The sequence below is a fragment of the Pseudomonas sp. Tav-5-1A genome (genome assembly GCF_055755055.1).
In genome coordinates this window covers 829,177-843,178 of record NZ_CM146901.1, presented here as the reverse complement: position 1 = coordinate 843,178, position 14,002 = coordinate 829,177, and the positions used below count along the sequence as shown (strand labels likewise).

The window sequence follows — 14,002 nt, the reverse complement described above, 5'->3', positions numbered from 1 at the left end:
CCTGCTGCCATGATCGAACCCGGCATCTACAAAGAAGTAATGGCGTCCTTCCCCTCCGGGGTCACGGTGGTCACCACCCTGGGCCCGGACGGCGGCATCGTCGGCATCACCGCCAGCGCCTTCAGCGCCCTGTCCATCGACCCGGCACTGGTGCTGTTCTGCCCCAACTACGCCTCCGACACCTACCCGGTGCTGCGCGACAGCAAGCGCTTCGCCATTCACCTGCTGTCGGCCGACCAGAAGGCCGAGGCCTACGCGTTCGCCGGCAAGGGCAAGGACAAGGCCGCCGGCATCGAGTGGCACCTGAGCGAACTGGGCAACCCGCTGCTGGCCAAGGCCACGGCGATCATCGAGTGCGAACTGTGGCGTGAATACGACGGCGGCGACCACGCCATCATCGTTGGCCAGGTGAAAAACCTGATCCTGCCCACCGAGCCGGTGACGCCGATGGTGTACCACAAGGGTAAATTGGGGGCGTTGCCTACTATCACCTGACTCTTGTGGCGATCGCACAACCCGTAGCCGCTGCCGCCAGGCTGCGCTGGCCCTCACGTTCACTCGAGATCTCCAGCGAGGCACCCGGCCAGCGCAGCCTAACGGCAGCGGCTACGTTGCGTGGCATTCGCATGGTAAACTCGCCCATGATTTTCGGCCCTTGTCCGGCCCGCATTCCGGCCCTGAGGTACCCCCACAACTAATCAGAGCGGACCCGATGAAACGCCTGCCCCTCGACGACAGCTTCAAGGTCAATCGCAACCCGGTCACCCTGCGCGAAATCGTGCTGGATAAACTGCGCAGCGCCATCATGAATTTCCAGCTGCTGCCCGGCGACCGCCTGGTGGAGCGCGACCTGTGCGAACGCCTGGGCGTGAGCCGCACCTCGGTGCGTGAAGCCCTGCGCCACCTGGAATCCGAAGGCCTGGTGGAGTTCGCCGACGCCAAGGGCCCGCGCGTGGCCATCATCACCCTGGAAGACGCCCGCGACATCTACGAGCTGCGCTGCGTGCTCGAAGGCCTGATCGTGCAGCTGTTCACCCTGAACGCCAAGGCCAAGGACATCCGCGCCCTGGAAAAAGCCCTGGACGAGAACCGCAAGGCCCTCAACGAAGGCGAGCTGACCCAGGTGCTGGACTCGGTGCAAGGCTTCTACGACGTGCTGCTGGAAGGCTCGGGCAACCACATCGCCGCCACCCAGCTGCGCCAGTTGCAGGCGCGCATCAGCTACCTGCGTGCCACCTCGGTGTCCCAGGAAAACCGCCGCGGCGCGTCCAATGAAGAGATGGAGCGCATCGTCGCCGCCATCAAGAGCGGCGACCCGCTGGCCGCCCACCAGGCCTCGGTGGACCACGTGCGTGCTGCTGCCAAGGTGGCCCTGGACTACCTGCGCCTGAAGCAGAACGACACCAGCAAGCTGCGTGACATCGCCACCCCCATCGTCCAGAAAGAACCCCGCATAGGGAGTTGATCATGCCCAGCCCGCGCTTCTGCCCGCAATGCGGCGCCGCCAGCCTGGCCAACCAGGTGCCCGCCGGCGACACCCATGAACGGCTGATGTGCACGGGCTGTGGCTACATCCACTACATCAACCCCAAGATCATCGCCGGCTGCATCATCGAGCAGGACGGCAAGTACCTGCTGTGCCAGCGCGCCATCCCGCCGCGCCCCGGCACCTGGACCCTGCCCGCAGGCTTCATGGAAGCCGGCGAGACCACCGAGCAGGCAGCCGTGCGCGAGGTGTGGGAAGAGACCGGCGTGCGCGCCGACATCGTCTCGCCCTACTCCATCTTCAGCGTGCCGCGCATCAGCGAGGTGTACATCATCTTCCGCGCCATCGCCGTGGAGATCACCGGCGCCTTCGGCCCGGAAACCCTCGACTACCGCTTCTTCGCCCCGGACGAAATACCCTGGGATGCCATTTACTACCCGGCCATCCGGCAGATCCTCGAACGCTATATCGAGGAACGCCAGGCCGGGGTCTACGGCATCTACATGGGCAACGACGACAGCGGCAAGATCCACTTCATCCGCTGACTACACCGCGTCGTCGTCCCCCAGCGGGTACCCCTCGACTATGATGATTTCAGCCGTGGCCACCCCTTGGCGGTGGGCCTTGGCCTGCTGGTATTCCGGCGAGTTGTAGCAGTCGATCGCGTGCTGGTACGAGGGAAACTCGATGACCACGCTGCGCTGCGGCGTCTCGCGCCCTTCCATGGCAATGCTGCGCCCGCCACGCGCCAGGAACTTGGCCCCGTACAGGGCGAAAGCCGTGGGCGCGCGCTGGGTGTATTCGACGTATTGCTCGGGGTCGGTGACATCGACCTGGGCGATCCAGTAAGCCTTCATTACTACCTCGACAGTTTCGACTCAAGTTGTATTATGGTATACCAGAATAACGTTACAGCCTGCCAGTCATAGTGAGACAACACATGGCCTTCAATAGCACCGAAGAAATCATCGAGGACTTCCGTCAGGGCAAGATGGTGTTGCTGGTCGACGATGAGGATAGAGAAAACGAAGGCGACCTGCTGCTGGCAGCCGACCGTTGCACCGCCGCCGACATCAGTTTCATGGCCCGCGAAGCCCGTGGCCTGATCTGCCTGACGCTGACCGACGAACACTGCCAACGCCTTGGTCTTGAGCAGATGGTGCCGGCCAACGGCAGCGTGTTCGCCACTGCCTTTACCGTGTCCATCGAGGCCGCCACCGGGGTGACGACCGGTATCAGCGCCGCCGACCGCGCACGCACAGTGCAGGCCGCCGTGGCCGCTGGCGCCACCGCCAACGACATCGTCCAGCCGGGGCATATCTTCCCCCTGCGCGCCCGCGAAGGCGGCGTGCTGACCCGCGCCGGGCACACCGAGGCGGGCTGCGACCTGGCGCGCCTGGCCGGCTTCACCCCGGCAGCGGTGATCGTGGAGGTGATGAACGACGACGGCACCATGGCCCGCCGCCCGGACCTGGAAGTGTTCGCGCGCAAGCACGGCATCAAGATCGGCACCATCGCCGACCTGATCCACTACCGCCTCAGCACCGAGCACACCATCGTGCGCAACGGCGAGCGCGACCTGCCCACGGTGCACGGCACCTTCCGCCTGGTCACCTACGAAGACCGCATCGAAGGCGGCGTGCACATGGCCATGGTGATGGGCGACATCCGCCGCGACGACCCTACCCTGGTGCGCGTGCACGTGATCGACCCGCTGCGCGACCTGGTCGGCGCCGAGTACAGCGGCCCCAGCAACTGGACCCTGTGGGCCGCCCTGCAACGGGTGGCCGAGGAAGGCCGCGGCGTGGTGGTGGTGCTGGCCAACCATGAATCGTCCCAGGCGTTGCTGGAACGCGTGCCGCAGCTCACCCAGCCACCGCGGCAGTACAGCCGCTCGCAGTCGCGGATCTATTCCGAGGTGGGCACCGGCGCGCAGATCCTGCAGGACATTGGCGTAGGCAAGCTGCGCCACCTGGGGCCGCCGCTGAAGTATGCGGGGCTGACGGGCTATGACCTGGAGGTGGTGGAAAGCATTCCGTTTACCCTCTGACCCTGTGGGAGCTGGCTTGCCAGCGAGCTTTTCGGCGCCCCAAAAACTCGCTGGCAAGCCAGCTCCCACATTTTCTACCGTGCGAAGTCCCCATCCGCAGATGGCCGGTAAGGCGAAACTCTTGTACAAATCTTGGAATACCATAATATGATATTCCAGTAGACCGAAAGAATGTGTCAGGTGCGCCCGCCAGGGACAGCACAAACAACAAGCCCTGACGCGGTCGACCATTACCAGGTCCCCCTGGACCCACTGCTCCCGAAAGGCGGGCGTTGCTACAGCCCGCTCAAAACACAACAAATGAGGGCGTACAAATGGTGTTCAACAAAGGTGCTACCGCGGTGTTCGCCGCCGGCATTCTGGCCTTATCCACAAGCGTTGCATTTGCCGCCGACAGCATGAGTTTCGTCAGCTGGGGTGGCAGCACCCAGGACGCGCAGAAAGCCGCCTGGGCCGAGCCCTTCAGCAAGGCCGCCAACATCAAGGTGGTGCAGGACGGCCCCACCGACTACGGCAAGCTCAAGGCCATGGTCGACAGCGGCAACGTGCAATGGGACGTGGTGGACGTGGAAGCGGACTTCGCCCTGCGCGCCGCCGCCGAAGGCCTGCTCGAACCGCTGGACTTCAAGGTGATTGACCGCGACAAGCTCGACCCGCGCTTCGTCGGCGACCACGGCGTGGGCTCGTTCTACTTCTCCTTCGTGCTGGGCTACAACGAAGGCAAGTTGGGCGCCGGCAAGCCCCAGGACTGGACCGCCCTGTTCGACACCAAGACCTACCCGGGCAAGCGCGCCCTGTACAAATGGCCGAGCCCCGGCGTGCTGGAATTAGCCCTGCTGGCCGACGGCGTACCCGCCGACAAGCTCTACCCGCTGGACCTGGACCGCGCCTTCAAGAAACTCGACACCATCAAGAAAGACATCGTCTGGTGGGGCGGCGGCGCGCAATCGCAGCAGCTGCTGGCCTCGGGTGAAGCCAGCCTCGGCCAGTTCTGGAACGGCCGCGTCTACGCCCTGCAACAGGACGGCGCGCCGGTGGGCGTGAGCTGGAAACAGAACCTGGTCATGGCCGATTTCCTGGTCATTCCCAAGGGCTCGAAAAACAAGGACGCGGCGATGAAGTTCCTGGCCAATTCCAGCTCGGCCAAGGGCCAGGCGGACTTCGCCAACCTCACCGCCTACGCCCCGGTGAACAAGGACAGCGTGAGCCTGCTCAAGCCTGAACTCGCGCCCAACCTGCCCACTGCCTACGCTAAGGATCAGATCACCCTCGACTTCGCCTACTGGGCCAAAAACGGCCCGGCTATTGCGACACGGTGGAACGAATGGCTGGTCAAATGAAGATGACGGCGGCTTCCCACCGTCACGGCACCGGCGGCGCTCCCAGCGCCGCCGGCGCCACACCCGGCAAGGCGACAGCCATGGCAAACACCCCCACCCTGGCGCAACGCTGGCGCGGCAGCCGCAACCTGCTGCCGGCCCTGCTGTTCCTGGGCCTGTTCTTCTTCGCGCCGTTGATCGGCCTGCTGCTGCGCGGCGTGCTGGAGCCGGTGCCGGGCCTGGGCAACTACCAGGAGCTGTTCGCCAACTCGGCCTACGCCCGGGTGCTGTTCAACACCTTCTCGGTGGCGGGCCTGGTGACCCTGTTCAGCGTGCTGCTGGGCTTCCCGCTGGCCTGGGTGATTACCCTGGTGCCGCGCGGCTGGGGGCGCTGGCTGCTGAACATCGTGCTGCTGTCGATGTGGACCAGCCTGTTGGCGCGCACCTATTCCTGGCTGGTGCTGCTGCAGGCCAGCGGGGTGATCAACAAGGCGCTGATGGCCATGGGCATCATCGACCAGCCGCTGGAGATGGTGCATAACCTCACCGGCGTGGTCATCGGCATGAGCTACATCATGATCCCGTTCATCGTGCTGCCGTTGCAGGCCACCATGCAGGCCATCGACCCGATGGTGCTGCAGGCCGGTGCCATCTGCGGCGCCAGCCCGTGGACCAACTTCTTCAAGGTGTTCCTGCCGCTGTGCCGCTCGGGGCTGTTCTCCGGGGCCTTGATGGTGTTCGTGATGTCCCTGGGGTACTACGTGACGCCGGCGCTGCTGGGCGGCGCGCAGAACATGATGCTGCCCGAGTTCATCGTCCAGCAGGTGCAGTCGTTCCTCAACTGGGGCCTGGCCAGCGCGGCGGCGGCGCTGTTGATCGTCATCACCCTGGTGCTGTTCTACTTCTACCTGAAGCTGCAACCGGAAAGCCCGGTCGGCTCCAGCAACGCGAGGTAAGCCGACATGCTGCTGACCCCCAATGCCATGAGCACGCGCCTGCGTGTCGGCCTGTACACCACCACGGGCATCATCGCGCTGTTCCTGTTGCTGCCCATCGTGTTCATCGTGCTGCTGTCGTTCGGCTCGTCCCAGTGGCTGGTGTTCCCACCACCGGGGTGGACGCTGAAGTGGTACGTGCAGTTCTTCTCCAACGCCGACTGGATGGACGCCGCCGTGTCGAGCCTGAAGGTGGCGGTACTCACCACCTTCTTCGCCGTGGCCCTGGGCCTGCCCACCGCCTTCGCGCTGGTGCGCGGCAAGTTCCCCGGCCGGGAAATGCTCTACGGGCTGTTCACCCTGCCGATGATCGTGCCGCTGGTGATCATCGCCGTGGCGGTGTACGCGCTGTTCCTCAAGCTGGGCTACACCGGCACGCTGTTCGCCTTCGTGGTCAGCCACGTGATCGTGGCGTTGCCGTTCACCATCATCTCCATCATCAATTCGCTGAAGCTGTTCGACCAGTCCATCGAAGACGCCGCGGTGATCTGCGGCGCTTCGCGCTTGCAGGCGATCTTCAAGGTGACCTTCCCCGGCATCCGCCCGGGCATGGTGGCCGGCGGCCTGTTCGCCTTCCTGGTGTCGTGGGATGAAGTGGTGCTGAGCGTGATGATGGCCAGCCCTACCCTGCAAACCCTGCCGGTAAAAATGTGGACCACCCTGCGCCAGGACCTGACCCCGGTGATCGCCGTCGCCTCGACGCTGCTGATCGCCCTGTCAGTCATGGTGATGGTCATCGCCGCCGCCCTGCGTCGGCGCAATGAAATGCGTCTGGGAGTAGTCAAATGAGTGCCGTGATCAACGAAACCGCCCAGCCAGGCAAAACCCTGGTCAGCCTGCGCAACCTGAACAAGCACTATGGCGACTTCGCCGCTGTGGATAACATTTCCCTGGACATCCAGGACGGCGAATTCCTCACCTTCCTGGGCTCCAGCGGCTCGGGCAAGAGCACCACCCTGTCGATGCTGGCCGGCTTCGAGACGCCCAGCAGCGGCGAGATCCTGGTCAGCGGCCAGTCGCTGGTCAACGTGCCGCCACACAAGCGCGACATCGGCATGGTGTTCCAACGTTATTCGCTGTTCCCGCACCTCTCTGTACGCGACAACATCGGCTTCCCGCTGAGCATCCGCAAGCACTCGGCGGACGAGGTGAAGAAGCGCGTCGACGCCATGCTCAAGCTGGTGCAGCTGGAAGCCTTCGCTCACCGGCGCCCGTCGCAGATGTCCGGCGGCCAGCAGCAACGGGTGGCCATCGCCCGCGCGCTGGTGTACGAGCCGCGCATTCTGCTGATGGACGAGCCGCTGGGCGCGCTGGACAAGAAGCTGCGTGAAGACCTGCAGGACGAACTGCGCCAGCTGCACCGCCGGCTGGGCATCACCATCGTCTACGTCACCCACGACCAGGAAGAGGCCATGCGCCTGTCCCAGCGCATCGCCATCTTCAGCCACGGCAAGATCGTCGGCCTGGGCACCGGCTACGACCTCTACCAGAACCCACCGAACGCCTTCGTGGCGTCGTTCCTCGGCAATTCCAACTTCCTCAAGCTCAAGGCCCAGGGCAACGCTGCAGCGACCTTCGAGAACCAACCGCTGTCGATTCGCCTCACGGCCAACCTGCGCACCGACCAGGACGTGCTGCTGATGGTGCGCCCGGAGAAAGCCCTGGCCCTGAGCGTGGCCCAGGCGGCCAGCGAGCCGTTGCAGGCGGGCTGGAACGAGGTGGCGGCGAAAGTCACCGAGGTGTTGTTCCTGGGCGAAAGCCAGACCTGCAGCGTGATCACCGCCGGCGGCACCGCCATGACCGTGAAGGCGCTGAGCGCCGCGGGCATGCCGCTGAAGGCCGGTGACCCGGTGCGAGTGCGCTGGGCCACGGCCGATGCGTGCGTGTACACCGAGTGGGCCGAAGGCGACCTGAACAAGGCGGCCGGCGCGCACTGAGCCTGATCCCACCCACAAAAAAGGCGCCTCAACAGGCGCCTTTTTTCATGCCGGAATCGCGTTGCCTGCATCGCGGCCAAGGCCGGCTCCTACCTCGGACTATGTAGGAGCCGGCCTTGGCCGCGATGGCGTCAGAGGGAGCAACGCCCATGGGTCATTCGCTATACGCCAGCTTTGCGGCTTGGGCTTGATGGCCGCGGGTGGCCAGGCACCAGTACAGCGGGCAAGTCACCAGCAACCCCACCAGCCACGACAGGTCCACCCCATCGATCACGCTCGCCCACGGCCCCACATACAGCGAGGTATTGGCGAACGGCAACTGCACCAGGATGCCAATGAAATACGCCACGATCGCATGGGGGTTAAACCGCCCATACACGCCACCATCGGCGGCAAAAATCGAGGCAATGTCATAGCTGCCGCGCTTGATCAGGTAAAAGTCGATCAGGTTGATCGACGCCCACGGCACTAGCACCAGCAACAGCGCCAGGATCAACCCGATGAAGTGCGAGATGAAGTGCGACGAAGCGCCCAGCGCCATGAAGCAACAGCCCGCCAGCACCACGGCCGACAACACCACCCGCACCTTGATGCTCGGCGTCCAGTTGCCGGCAAAGGTCTGGATCGAGGTGACGATGGAAAGCGTGGCGCCGTACAGGTTCAGGGCGTTGTGGCTGATGATGTTCAGCAGGAACAGCACCATCAATATCGGCCCCAGGCCACCGGTGGCCTGCTTCACCGCCGCCATCGCCTCGGTGCCTTCGGGGGTTGCCAGCACCGCCACCGCGCCAAAGCTGAACGACAGAATGGTGCCCAGGCAGGCACCGGCGTAGGTGGCCAGGAACGGCCGGGCAATGCCGATATCCGCCGGCAGGTAGCGCGAATAGTCCGACACGTAGGGCGAGAAGCTGATCTGCCAGATGATGCCCAGCGACACCGTGGCCAGGAAGCCCGACAGGTTGAAGGCGCCACGGCTGAAGAAGTCCAGCGGCAGGTCGTGGCTGAAGATCATCACGAAGCCGGCCAGCAGCGCGCCGCCCATCACCCAGGTGCCGATGCGGTTGAGGGTGTGGATAAAGCGGTAGCCGATCACACCGATGGCGGTAGCGCTGAGGGCGCCGATGATGATGCCGGCGGGCAGCGGCACGGCATTGACGATGCCGTGAATCGATTCACCTGCCAACACGATATTGGAGATGAAGAAGCCCACGTAGATAATCGCCGCGAAGAACACGATCAGCAGCGCGCCGTAGCGCCCGAACTGCCCGCGGCTTTGCACCATCTGCGGTATGCCCATGCGCGGGCCCTGGGCCGAGGCCAGGGCAATCACCACCCCGCCGATCATGTGGCCAAGGACGATCGCGATCAGCCCCCACAGCAAGTTGAGGTGGAACACTTGCACCACCATGGCCCCGGTCACGATCGGCAGGGGGGCGATGTTGGTGCTGAACCACAAGGTAAAGAGATCGCGCGCCTTCCCATGGCGCTCAGCTAACGGCACGTAATCCACCGTATGGTTTTCGATCAGTTGCGTCTGTTCGGTCTTCTGGGACATGGATGCACTCGATTCTCTGTTCTTGTCTTTGTATGGAAATGCAATTCGGGGGCCGTTCATCGACGGCCTCCAGAACGAAGACCATATTATGGTATTCCAAGCTTTCCACAAGCGAAAACTTGGCATACCATCAGACAACAAAGCGGCATAAAACCAATTCAGCCGCTGCCTACCGAGGAACACCAAATGATCGACGCCACCGTCTACAAAAACGTCATGGGCTCCTTCCCTTCGGGCGTGACCGTGATCACCACCCTGGACGACGACGGCCAGGTCGTGGGCCTCACCGCCAGTGCCTTCAGCTCGCTGTCCATGGACCCGGCGCTGGTGCTGTTCTGCCCCAACTACAGCTCCGACTCCTACCCCGTGCTGATCAAGAACAAGCGCTTCGCCATTCACCTGCTGTCGGGCCAGCAACAGGCCGAGGCCTACGCGTTCGCGCGCAAGGGCAAGGACAAGGCGGCCGGTATCGAGTGGACCCTGAGCGAGTTGGGCAACCCGCTGCTCAAGGGCGCCGTGGCCATCATCGAGTGCGAACTGTGGCGCGAATACGAAGGCGGCGACCACGCCATCATGGTCGGCGCGGTGAAGAACCTGGTGGTCCCTGAACAGGGCCCAACCCCGCTGGTGTACTGCCGCGGCAAGATGGGCGCGCTGCCCGCCTTCGCATAAAGACATTGCAGATTATTGGTATTATGGTATACCAATAATACGACCGCAGCGCCTTGGCGCTCCCACAGCATCAGGCCCGCTTTCGGCGGGCCAAAAACAAAAGATCCGAGGTACGCGTCATGAAGTTTTCCCTGTTCGTGCATATGGAACGCTGGGATGAGCAAGTCAGCCACCGGCAGCTGTTCGAAGACCTGACCGAGCTCACCCTGATGGCCGAAAAAGGCGGCTTCAGCACCGTCTGGATCGGCGAACACCACGCCATGGAATACACCATTTCGCCTAGCCCGATGCCGCTGCTGGCGTACCTGGCCGGCAAGACCACCACCATTCACCTGGGCGCCGGCACCATCATCGCGCCGTTCTGGCACCCGCTGCGGGTAGCCGGTGAATGCGCCCTGCTGGACGTCATCAGCAACGGCCGCATGGAAGTGGGCCTGGCCCGCGGCGCCTACCAGGTGGAATTCGACCGCATGGCCGGCGGCATGCCCGCCAGCAGCGGCGGCAACGCCCTACGGGAAATGGTGCCGGTAGTGCGCAAGCTGTGGGAAGGCGACTACGCCCACGACGGCGAGATCTGGAAATTCCCCACCTCCACCAGCGTGCCGAAACCAGTGCGTACCCCGCCGATCTGGATCGCCGCCCGCGACCCTGACTCGCACAACTTTGCCGTGGCCAATGGCTGCAACGTCATGGTCACGCCGCTGATGAAAGGCGACGAGGAAGTGGTGGACCTGAAGAACAAGTTCGAAGCCGCGCTGGCCAACAACCCGAGCATCCCGCGCCCGCAACTGATGGTGCTGCGCCACACCCACGTGCACGCCAAGGACGACCCGGACGGCTGGCAGGTCGGCGCCAAGGCCATCTCGCGCTTCTACCGCACCTTCGACGCCTGGTTCGGCAACAAGACCACCCCGGTGAACGGCTTCCTCGACCCAAGCCCGGAAGAAAAATTCGCCGAACGCCCGGAGTTCCAGCTGGAGAACATCCGCAAAAACACCATGATCGGCACGCCGGAAGAGATCGTTGCGCGGATCAAGTATTACCAGGAGCTGGGGGTGGATGAGTTCAGCTTCTGGTGTGACAACAGCTTGCCCCATGAAGAGAAGAAGAAGTCGCTGAAGCTGTTCATCGAGCACGTGGTGCCGGCGTTCCGCTAGTCCATGTGGGAGCTGGCTTGCCAGCGAGCTGTTGAGGCCCTAAAAGCTCGCTGGGTGCGAGCGGGACATCCTTTACAAAATAAACCGGAGACATCGTTTACATCTTTACAGGCTTGAGAAGCGCTTTGCACCGCGCTCAAGCCTGCCTAAACGATGATTGCACAGATACAGATCCCACACCTCATCATCAACTTCCCGCATCCCGACCGCTTCCCCGATCAAGGCTTCGCTCAGGAATAGCGATTTCCCCTTCCATTTTATGTGCCCGTTCAATCGCACCCGTCTGACGACATCCTCCGACGAGTAGTCGAACGCAGGAACCTTGCCATGGTATTGCCTAACCGAGGGTGTGTAGATTCGGGCAGGAGTCATCATGTCCAGTGCTTCGTGCGGCCTGACGTAGTTGAACTCTTCCCGGAAACGCTCAAAGGCCAGTTGCTGCTGGATCAATGTGGTTTCAGGAGCGCACAAAAGGTCATCTTTCAGGGTACGGTGCATACGCTCATGGCGCCCATTTTGATCAGGCCTTCCAAGCTGTATGAGCTCTGGAAAAATACCAAGACGAATCCACCAGACTGACAGCGACGAAAGGCGAGAAAAGCCTGTCGAGGCAAACGGCGACCCATTGTCGGTGCGAATAACATCAGGCAAGCCGAATTCGTGAAACGCCCACTCAAAGCCTTCACGTGCATTGCTGACGTCAGGCTGGGCCTTGCATAACAGCAAAAAGCGGCTGGCATGGTCAGTGATCGTCAGGGGATGGCAGCGCTGCCCGCCTTTGAGCTTGAAGCTGCCCTTGAAGTCCGCTGCCCAGGTCTGATTCGGCTCGTCTGCTGGCCGCATGGTCTTGGGGCCTGTGGAAGGCCTGTTGAACTGCCGCCTGGCCTTCACCAAGCCAAATTTCCTCAGCCACTCCCCAGCTGTACTAGGCGCCGGCACCGTCATTTCAGGATGCTCACGCTGAAGCAGGGCAACCAGCTTTTTAGGGCCCCACGTTGGATGCTGGCGCTTCTGTTCAAGAAGAAGTTGAAGGAGGTGGTCGCTGGTCTGCGCGGGACAGGAAGAGGGGCGCCGAGAAGCCTCCTTGAGGCCGTCGACACCCTGCTCGGCGTAACGAGCAAGCCACTTGTCCAATGTCGGCCGTGACAAGCCATGGCGAGCGGCAAGCTGGGTTTTTGAGTAAAGGCCGGAATGCCATTCGGCAACCAGAGTGATTTTTTGATCCATCACGGATTCTCGATTCCAGGGCATGGTCAGGACCTCCTGACCATGGTTAATAACCTGTAAACGATGTCTCCGGTTTAAAACGTAAAGGATGTATCCGGTTCACACCCTGGCAAGCCAGCTCCCACAAGGTTGTTGTTGCCCCATCGAACGCGTCGTCAGGGGTTCAGGAAATCAAGACCCCACCACCGCCCCACCCTGCACCACGCCCGGCGCATCCGCCTCCGGCTTGATCCGCACCACCTCCCGCGCCACCGTCCACACGATGATCGCCGCGATGATGTCGAAAATCGCCAGCACCACGAACAACGGGCTGTAGCCCACTTGGGTCACCAGCACACCAAACACAGCGGTGAACGCCGCAGCACCAAGGAAGCCGAACATGCCGCCGGCACCGGTAGCGGTGGCCACTTCGTTCTTGCCGAAGGAGTCGGAGGTGATGGCGTACAGCGCACCCGACAGGGTCTGGTGGGCGAAACCGCCTACGCACAGCAGGGCGATGGCCATGTAGGGGCTGTCGACCAGGCCGATGCAGGCCGGGCCGATCATGCACGAGCAGCCGAACAGCATGACCATTTTCCGCGAGGTGAACAGCGAGACCTTGCAGTAGCGGTGGAAGATCGGGCTCAGGTAGCCGCCCAGCACGCAGCCCAGGTCGGCGGCGAGGAACGGCAGCCAAGCGAACATGGCGATTTCCTTGATGTTCATGTGCCGTTCGGTCATCAGGTACAGCGGGATCCAGGCGTTGAAGGTCTGCCAGGCCGGCTCGGAAAGGATGCGCGCCGAGGCGATGGCGTAGAAGTTGCGGCTGGCGACGATCTTCTTCCAGCTGCCGCGCTGCTTGGGTTCTTCCTTGAAGTGCGCTTCCTGGCCGCTGAGGATGTACTCGCGTTCTTCGTCGCTGAGGCGTTTCTGGTCACGCGGGTGCTTGTAGAGAAACAGCCAGCCCACGCTCCAGACGATGCCGGCGGCGCCGACGATCAGGAACGCCAGCTGCCAGCCGCTGTGCAGGATGGCCCAGACCACCAGCGGCGGTGCCAGCAGCGCGCCCACCGAGGAGCCGATGTTGAACCAGCCAATGGCTACCGAGCGCTCCTTGGCCGGGAACCATTCGGTGGTGGCCTTGACGCCGGCCGGCAGGCCGGCGGCTTCGGTCAGCCCCAGCAGGCCGCGCAGGAACGCCAGGCTCTGCCAGCCGGTTGCCAGGGCGGCGCCAGCGCAGGCCAGCGACCAGGCGAGGGCGAACACCGCGAAGCCCATCTTGGTGCCGATGGCATCGAGGATGTAACCGGCAATGGGTTGCATCAGCGCGTAGCAGATCTGCCAGGCGACGACGATGTGGGAATACTGCTCGGTGGAGATGGTCAGTTCGCTCATCATCGTGGGCGCTGCGACCGACAGGGTGTTACGGGCCAGGTAGTTGACGATCAGGCCGCCCATGACCAGGGCCACCATCCACCAACGGATGCCTTTAATCTTCATCACATCACCTTGATTGTATTTTTGTTAGGTGAGCGTTATCCACAGGAGGGAGTCGCGCTATCGACACATTTAGTCATACGTTGTCGTATAACCACCTTATAGCGATACTGGCGAATAGGTGTCAA

The 14,002-nt window shown here is 63.0% G+C and carries 14 protein-coding genes; 10 read left to right on the top strand and 4 right to left on the bottom strand.

What is annotated here, in order from left to right; all coding sequences use genetic code 11:
- The first annotated feature begins 9 nt into the window (after window positions 1-9).
- From AC0J42_RS03885 to AC0J42_RS03875, 3 genes are all read left to right on the top strand, one after another.
- Entirely contained in the window at window positions 10-495 is a 486-nt protein-coding gene (locus AC0J42_RS03885) for a flavin reductase family protein (RefSeq protein WP_416422339.1), read from the top strand.
- 217 nt (window positions 496-712) lie between these two features.
- A complete protein-coding gene (locus tag AC0J42_RS03880) occupies window positions 713-1,465 on the top strand; it encodes a GntR family transcriptional regulator (RefSeq protein ID WP_416422338.1) in 753 nt (250 codons plus the stop codon).
- A 2-nt stretch (window positions 1,466-1,467) separates the two neighbouring features.
- Window positions 1,468-2,031 carry an NUDIX hydrolase gene (locus AC0J42_RS03875; RefSeq protein WP_416422337.1) on the top strand — a complete coding sequence of 188 codons (564 nt, stop codon included), beginning with the start codon at window positions 1,468-1,470 and terminating at the stop codon, window positions 2,029-2,031.
- Here AC0J42_RS03875 and AC0J42_RS03870 read toward each other — a convergent pair whose 3' ends face one another.
- The gene (locus tag AC0J42_RS03870) at window positions 2,032-2,343 is read right to left on the bottom strand and encodes a DUF1330 domain-containing protein (protein WP_416422336.1); all 312 of its coding nucleotides are present in this window, start codon (window positions 2,341-2,343) and stop codon (window positions 2,032-2,034) included. It lies immediately after the preceding gene.
- Window positions 2,344-2,426: 83 nt separating this feature from the next.
- Between AC0J42_RS03870 and ribBA the strand changes: the two genes are divergently transcribed.
- From ribBA to AC0J42_RS03845, 5 genes are all read left to right on the top strand, one after another.
- Window positions 2,427-3,536, top strand: coding sequence for a bifunctional 3,4-dihydroxy-2-butanone-4-phosphate synthase/GTP cyclohydrolase II (ribBA, locus tag AC0J42_RS03865; RefSeq protein ID WP_416422335.1), 1,110 nt, complete (start codon window positions 2,427-2,429; stop codon window positions 3,534-3,536).
- Between the two features lie 314 nt (window positions 3,537-3,850).
- A complete protein-coding gene (locus AC0J42_RS03860; protein WP_416422334.1) occupies window positions 3,851-4,876 on the top strand; it encodes an ABC transporter substrate-binding protein in 1,026 nt (341 codons plus the stop codon).
- A complete protein-coding gene (locus tag AC0J42_RS03855; protein WP_473005295.1) occupies window positions 4,861-5,811 on the top strand; it encodes an ABC transporter permease in 951 nt (316 codons plus the stop codon). The genes AC0J42_RS03860 and AC0J42_RS03855 overlap by 16 nt, the downstream gene beginning before the upstream one ends.
- 6 nt (window positions 5,812-5,817) lie before the next feature.
- Complete coding sequence (locus AC0J42_RS03850; RefSeq protein WP_416422332.1) at window positions 5,818-6,639, top strand: ABC transporter permease; 822 nt, start codon at window positions 5,818-5,820, stop codon at window positions 6,637-6,639.
- Window positions 6,636-7,787: an ABC transporter ATP-binding protein gene (locus AC0J42_RS03845; RefSeq protein ID WP_416422331.1), complete on the top strand. Its 1,152-nt coding sequence runs from the start codon at window positions 6,636-6,638 to the stop codon at window positions 7,785-7,787. Before AC0J42_RS03850 ends, AC0J42_RS03845 begins: the two co-directional genes overlap by 4 nt.
- 154 nt (window positions 7,788-7,941) lie before the next feature.
- On the opposite strand, the gene AC0J42_RS03840 is transcribed toward AC0J42_RS03845, so the two are convergent.
- Complete coding sequence (locus AC0J42_RS03840; protein WP_473005294.1) at window positions 7,942-9,342, bottom strand: purine-cytosine permease family protein; 1,401 nt, start codon at window positions 9,340-9,342, stop codon at window positions 7,942-7,944.
- Between the two features lie 186 nt (window positions 9,343-9,528).
- On the opposite strand from AC0J42_RS03840, the gene AC0J42_RS03835 reads away from it, so the two are divergent.
- Both AC0J42_RS03835 and AC0J42_RS03830 read left to right on the top strand, forming a co-directional pair.
- Entirely contained in the window at window positions 9,529-10,014 is a 486-nt protein-coding gene (locus AC0J42_RS03835; protein ID WP_473005293.1) for a flavin reductase family protein, read from the top strand.
- 119 nt (window positions 10,015-10,133) lie between these two features.
- On the top strand, window positions 10,134-11,171 hold the full coding sequence (locus AC0J42_RS03830; protein WP_473005292.1) for an LLM class flavin-dependent oxidoreductase: 1,038 nt from the start codon (window positions 10,134-10,136) through the stop codon (window positions 11,169-11,171).
- Window positions 11,172-11,276: 105 nt separating this feature from the next.
- Here the strand turns inward: AC0J42_RS03830 and AC0J42_RS03825 are convergent, their stop codons facing one another.
- The gene (locus tag AC0J42_RS03825; protein WP_473003419.1) at window positions 11,277-12,422 is read right to left on the bottom strand and encodes an integrase core domain-containing protein; all 1,146 of its coding nucleotides are present in this window, start codon (window positions 12,420-12,422) and stop codon (window positions 11,277-11,279) included.
- Between the two features lie 147 nt (window positions 12,423-12,569).
- Window positions 12,570-13,877 (bottom strand): MFS transporter, encoded by a 1,308-nt coding sequence (locus AC0J42_RS03820; protein WP_416422327.1) that lies wholly within the window; start codon window positions 13,875-13,877, stop codon window positions 12,570-12,572.
- Window positions 13,878-14,002: the final 125 nt, after the last annotated feature.

Bases quoted from the DNA above. Each gene is read 5' to 3' on its own strand.
- AC0J42_RS03885 (WP_416422339.1), top strand. From the start codon at position 10: ATGATCGAACCCGGCATCTACAAAGAAGTAATGGCGTCCTTCCCCTCC.
- AC0J42_RS03880 (WP_416422338.1), top strand. From the start codon at position 713: ATGAAACGCCTGCCCCTCGACGACAGCTTCAAGGTCAATCGCAACCCG.
- AC0J42_RS03875 (WP_416422337.1), top strand. From the start codon at position 1,468: ATGCCCAGCCCGCGCTTCTGCCCGCAATGCGGCGCCGCCAGCCTGGCC.
- AC0J42_RS03870 (WP_416422336.1), bottom strand. From the start codon at position 2,343: ATGAAGGCTTACTGGATCGCCCAGGTCGATGTCACCGACCCCGAGCAA.
- ribBA (WP_416422335.1), top strand. From the start codon at position 2,427: ATGGCCTTCAATAGCACCGAAGAAATCATCGAGGACTTCCGTCAGGGC.
- AC0J42_RS03860 (WP_416422334.1), top strand. From the start codon at position 3,851: ATGGTGTTCAACAAAGGTGCTACCGCGGTGTTCGCCGCCGGCATTCTG.
- AC0J42_RS03855 (WP_473005295.1), top strand. From the start codon at position 4,861: ATGGCTGGTCAAATGAAGATGACGGCGGCTTCCCACCGTCACGGCACC.
- AC0J42_RS03850 (WP_416422332.1), top strand. From the start codon at position 5,818: ATGCTGCTGACCCCCAATGCCATGAGCACGCGCCTGCGTGTCGGCCTG.
- AC0J42_RS03845 (WP_416422331.1), top strand. From the start codon at position 6,636: ATGAGTGCCGTGATCAACGAAACCGCCCAGCCAGGCAAAACCCTGGTC.
- AC0J42_RS03840 (WP_473005294.1), bottom strand. From the start codon at position 9,342: ATGTCCCAGAAGACCGAACAGACGCAACTGATCGAAAACCATACGGTG.
- AC0J42_RS03835 (WP_473005293.1), top strand. From the start codon at position 9,529: ATGATCGACGCCACCGTCTACAAAAACGTCATGGGCTCCTTCCCTTCG.
- AC0J42_RS03830 (WP_473005292.1), top strand. From the start codon at position 10,134: ATGAAGTTTTCCCTGTTCGTGCATATGGAACGCTGGGATGAGCAAGTC.
- AC0J42_RS03825 (WP_473003419.1), bottom strand. From the start codon at position 12,422: ATGCCCTGGAATCGAGAATCCGTGATGGATCAAAAAATCACTCTGGTT.
- AC0J42_RS03820 (WP_416422327.1), bottom strand. From the start codon at position 13,877: ATGAAGATTAAAGGCATCCGTTGGTGGATGGTGGCCCTGGTCATGGGC.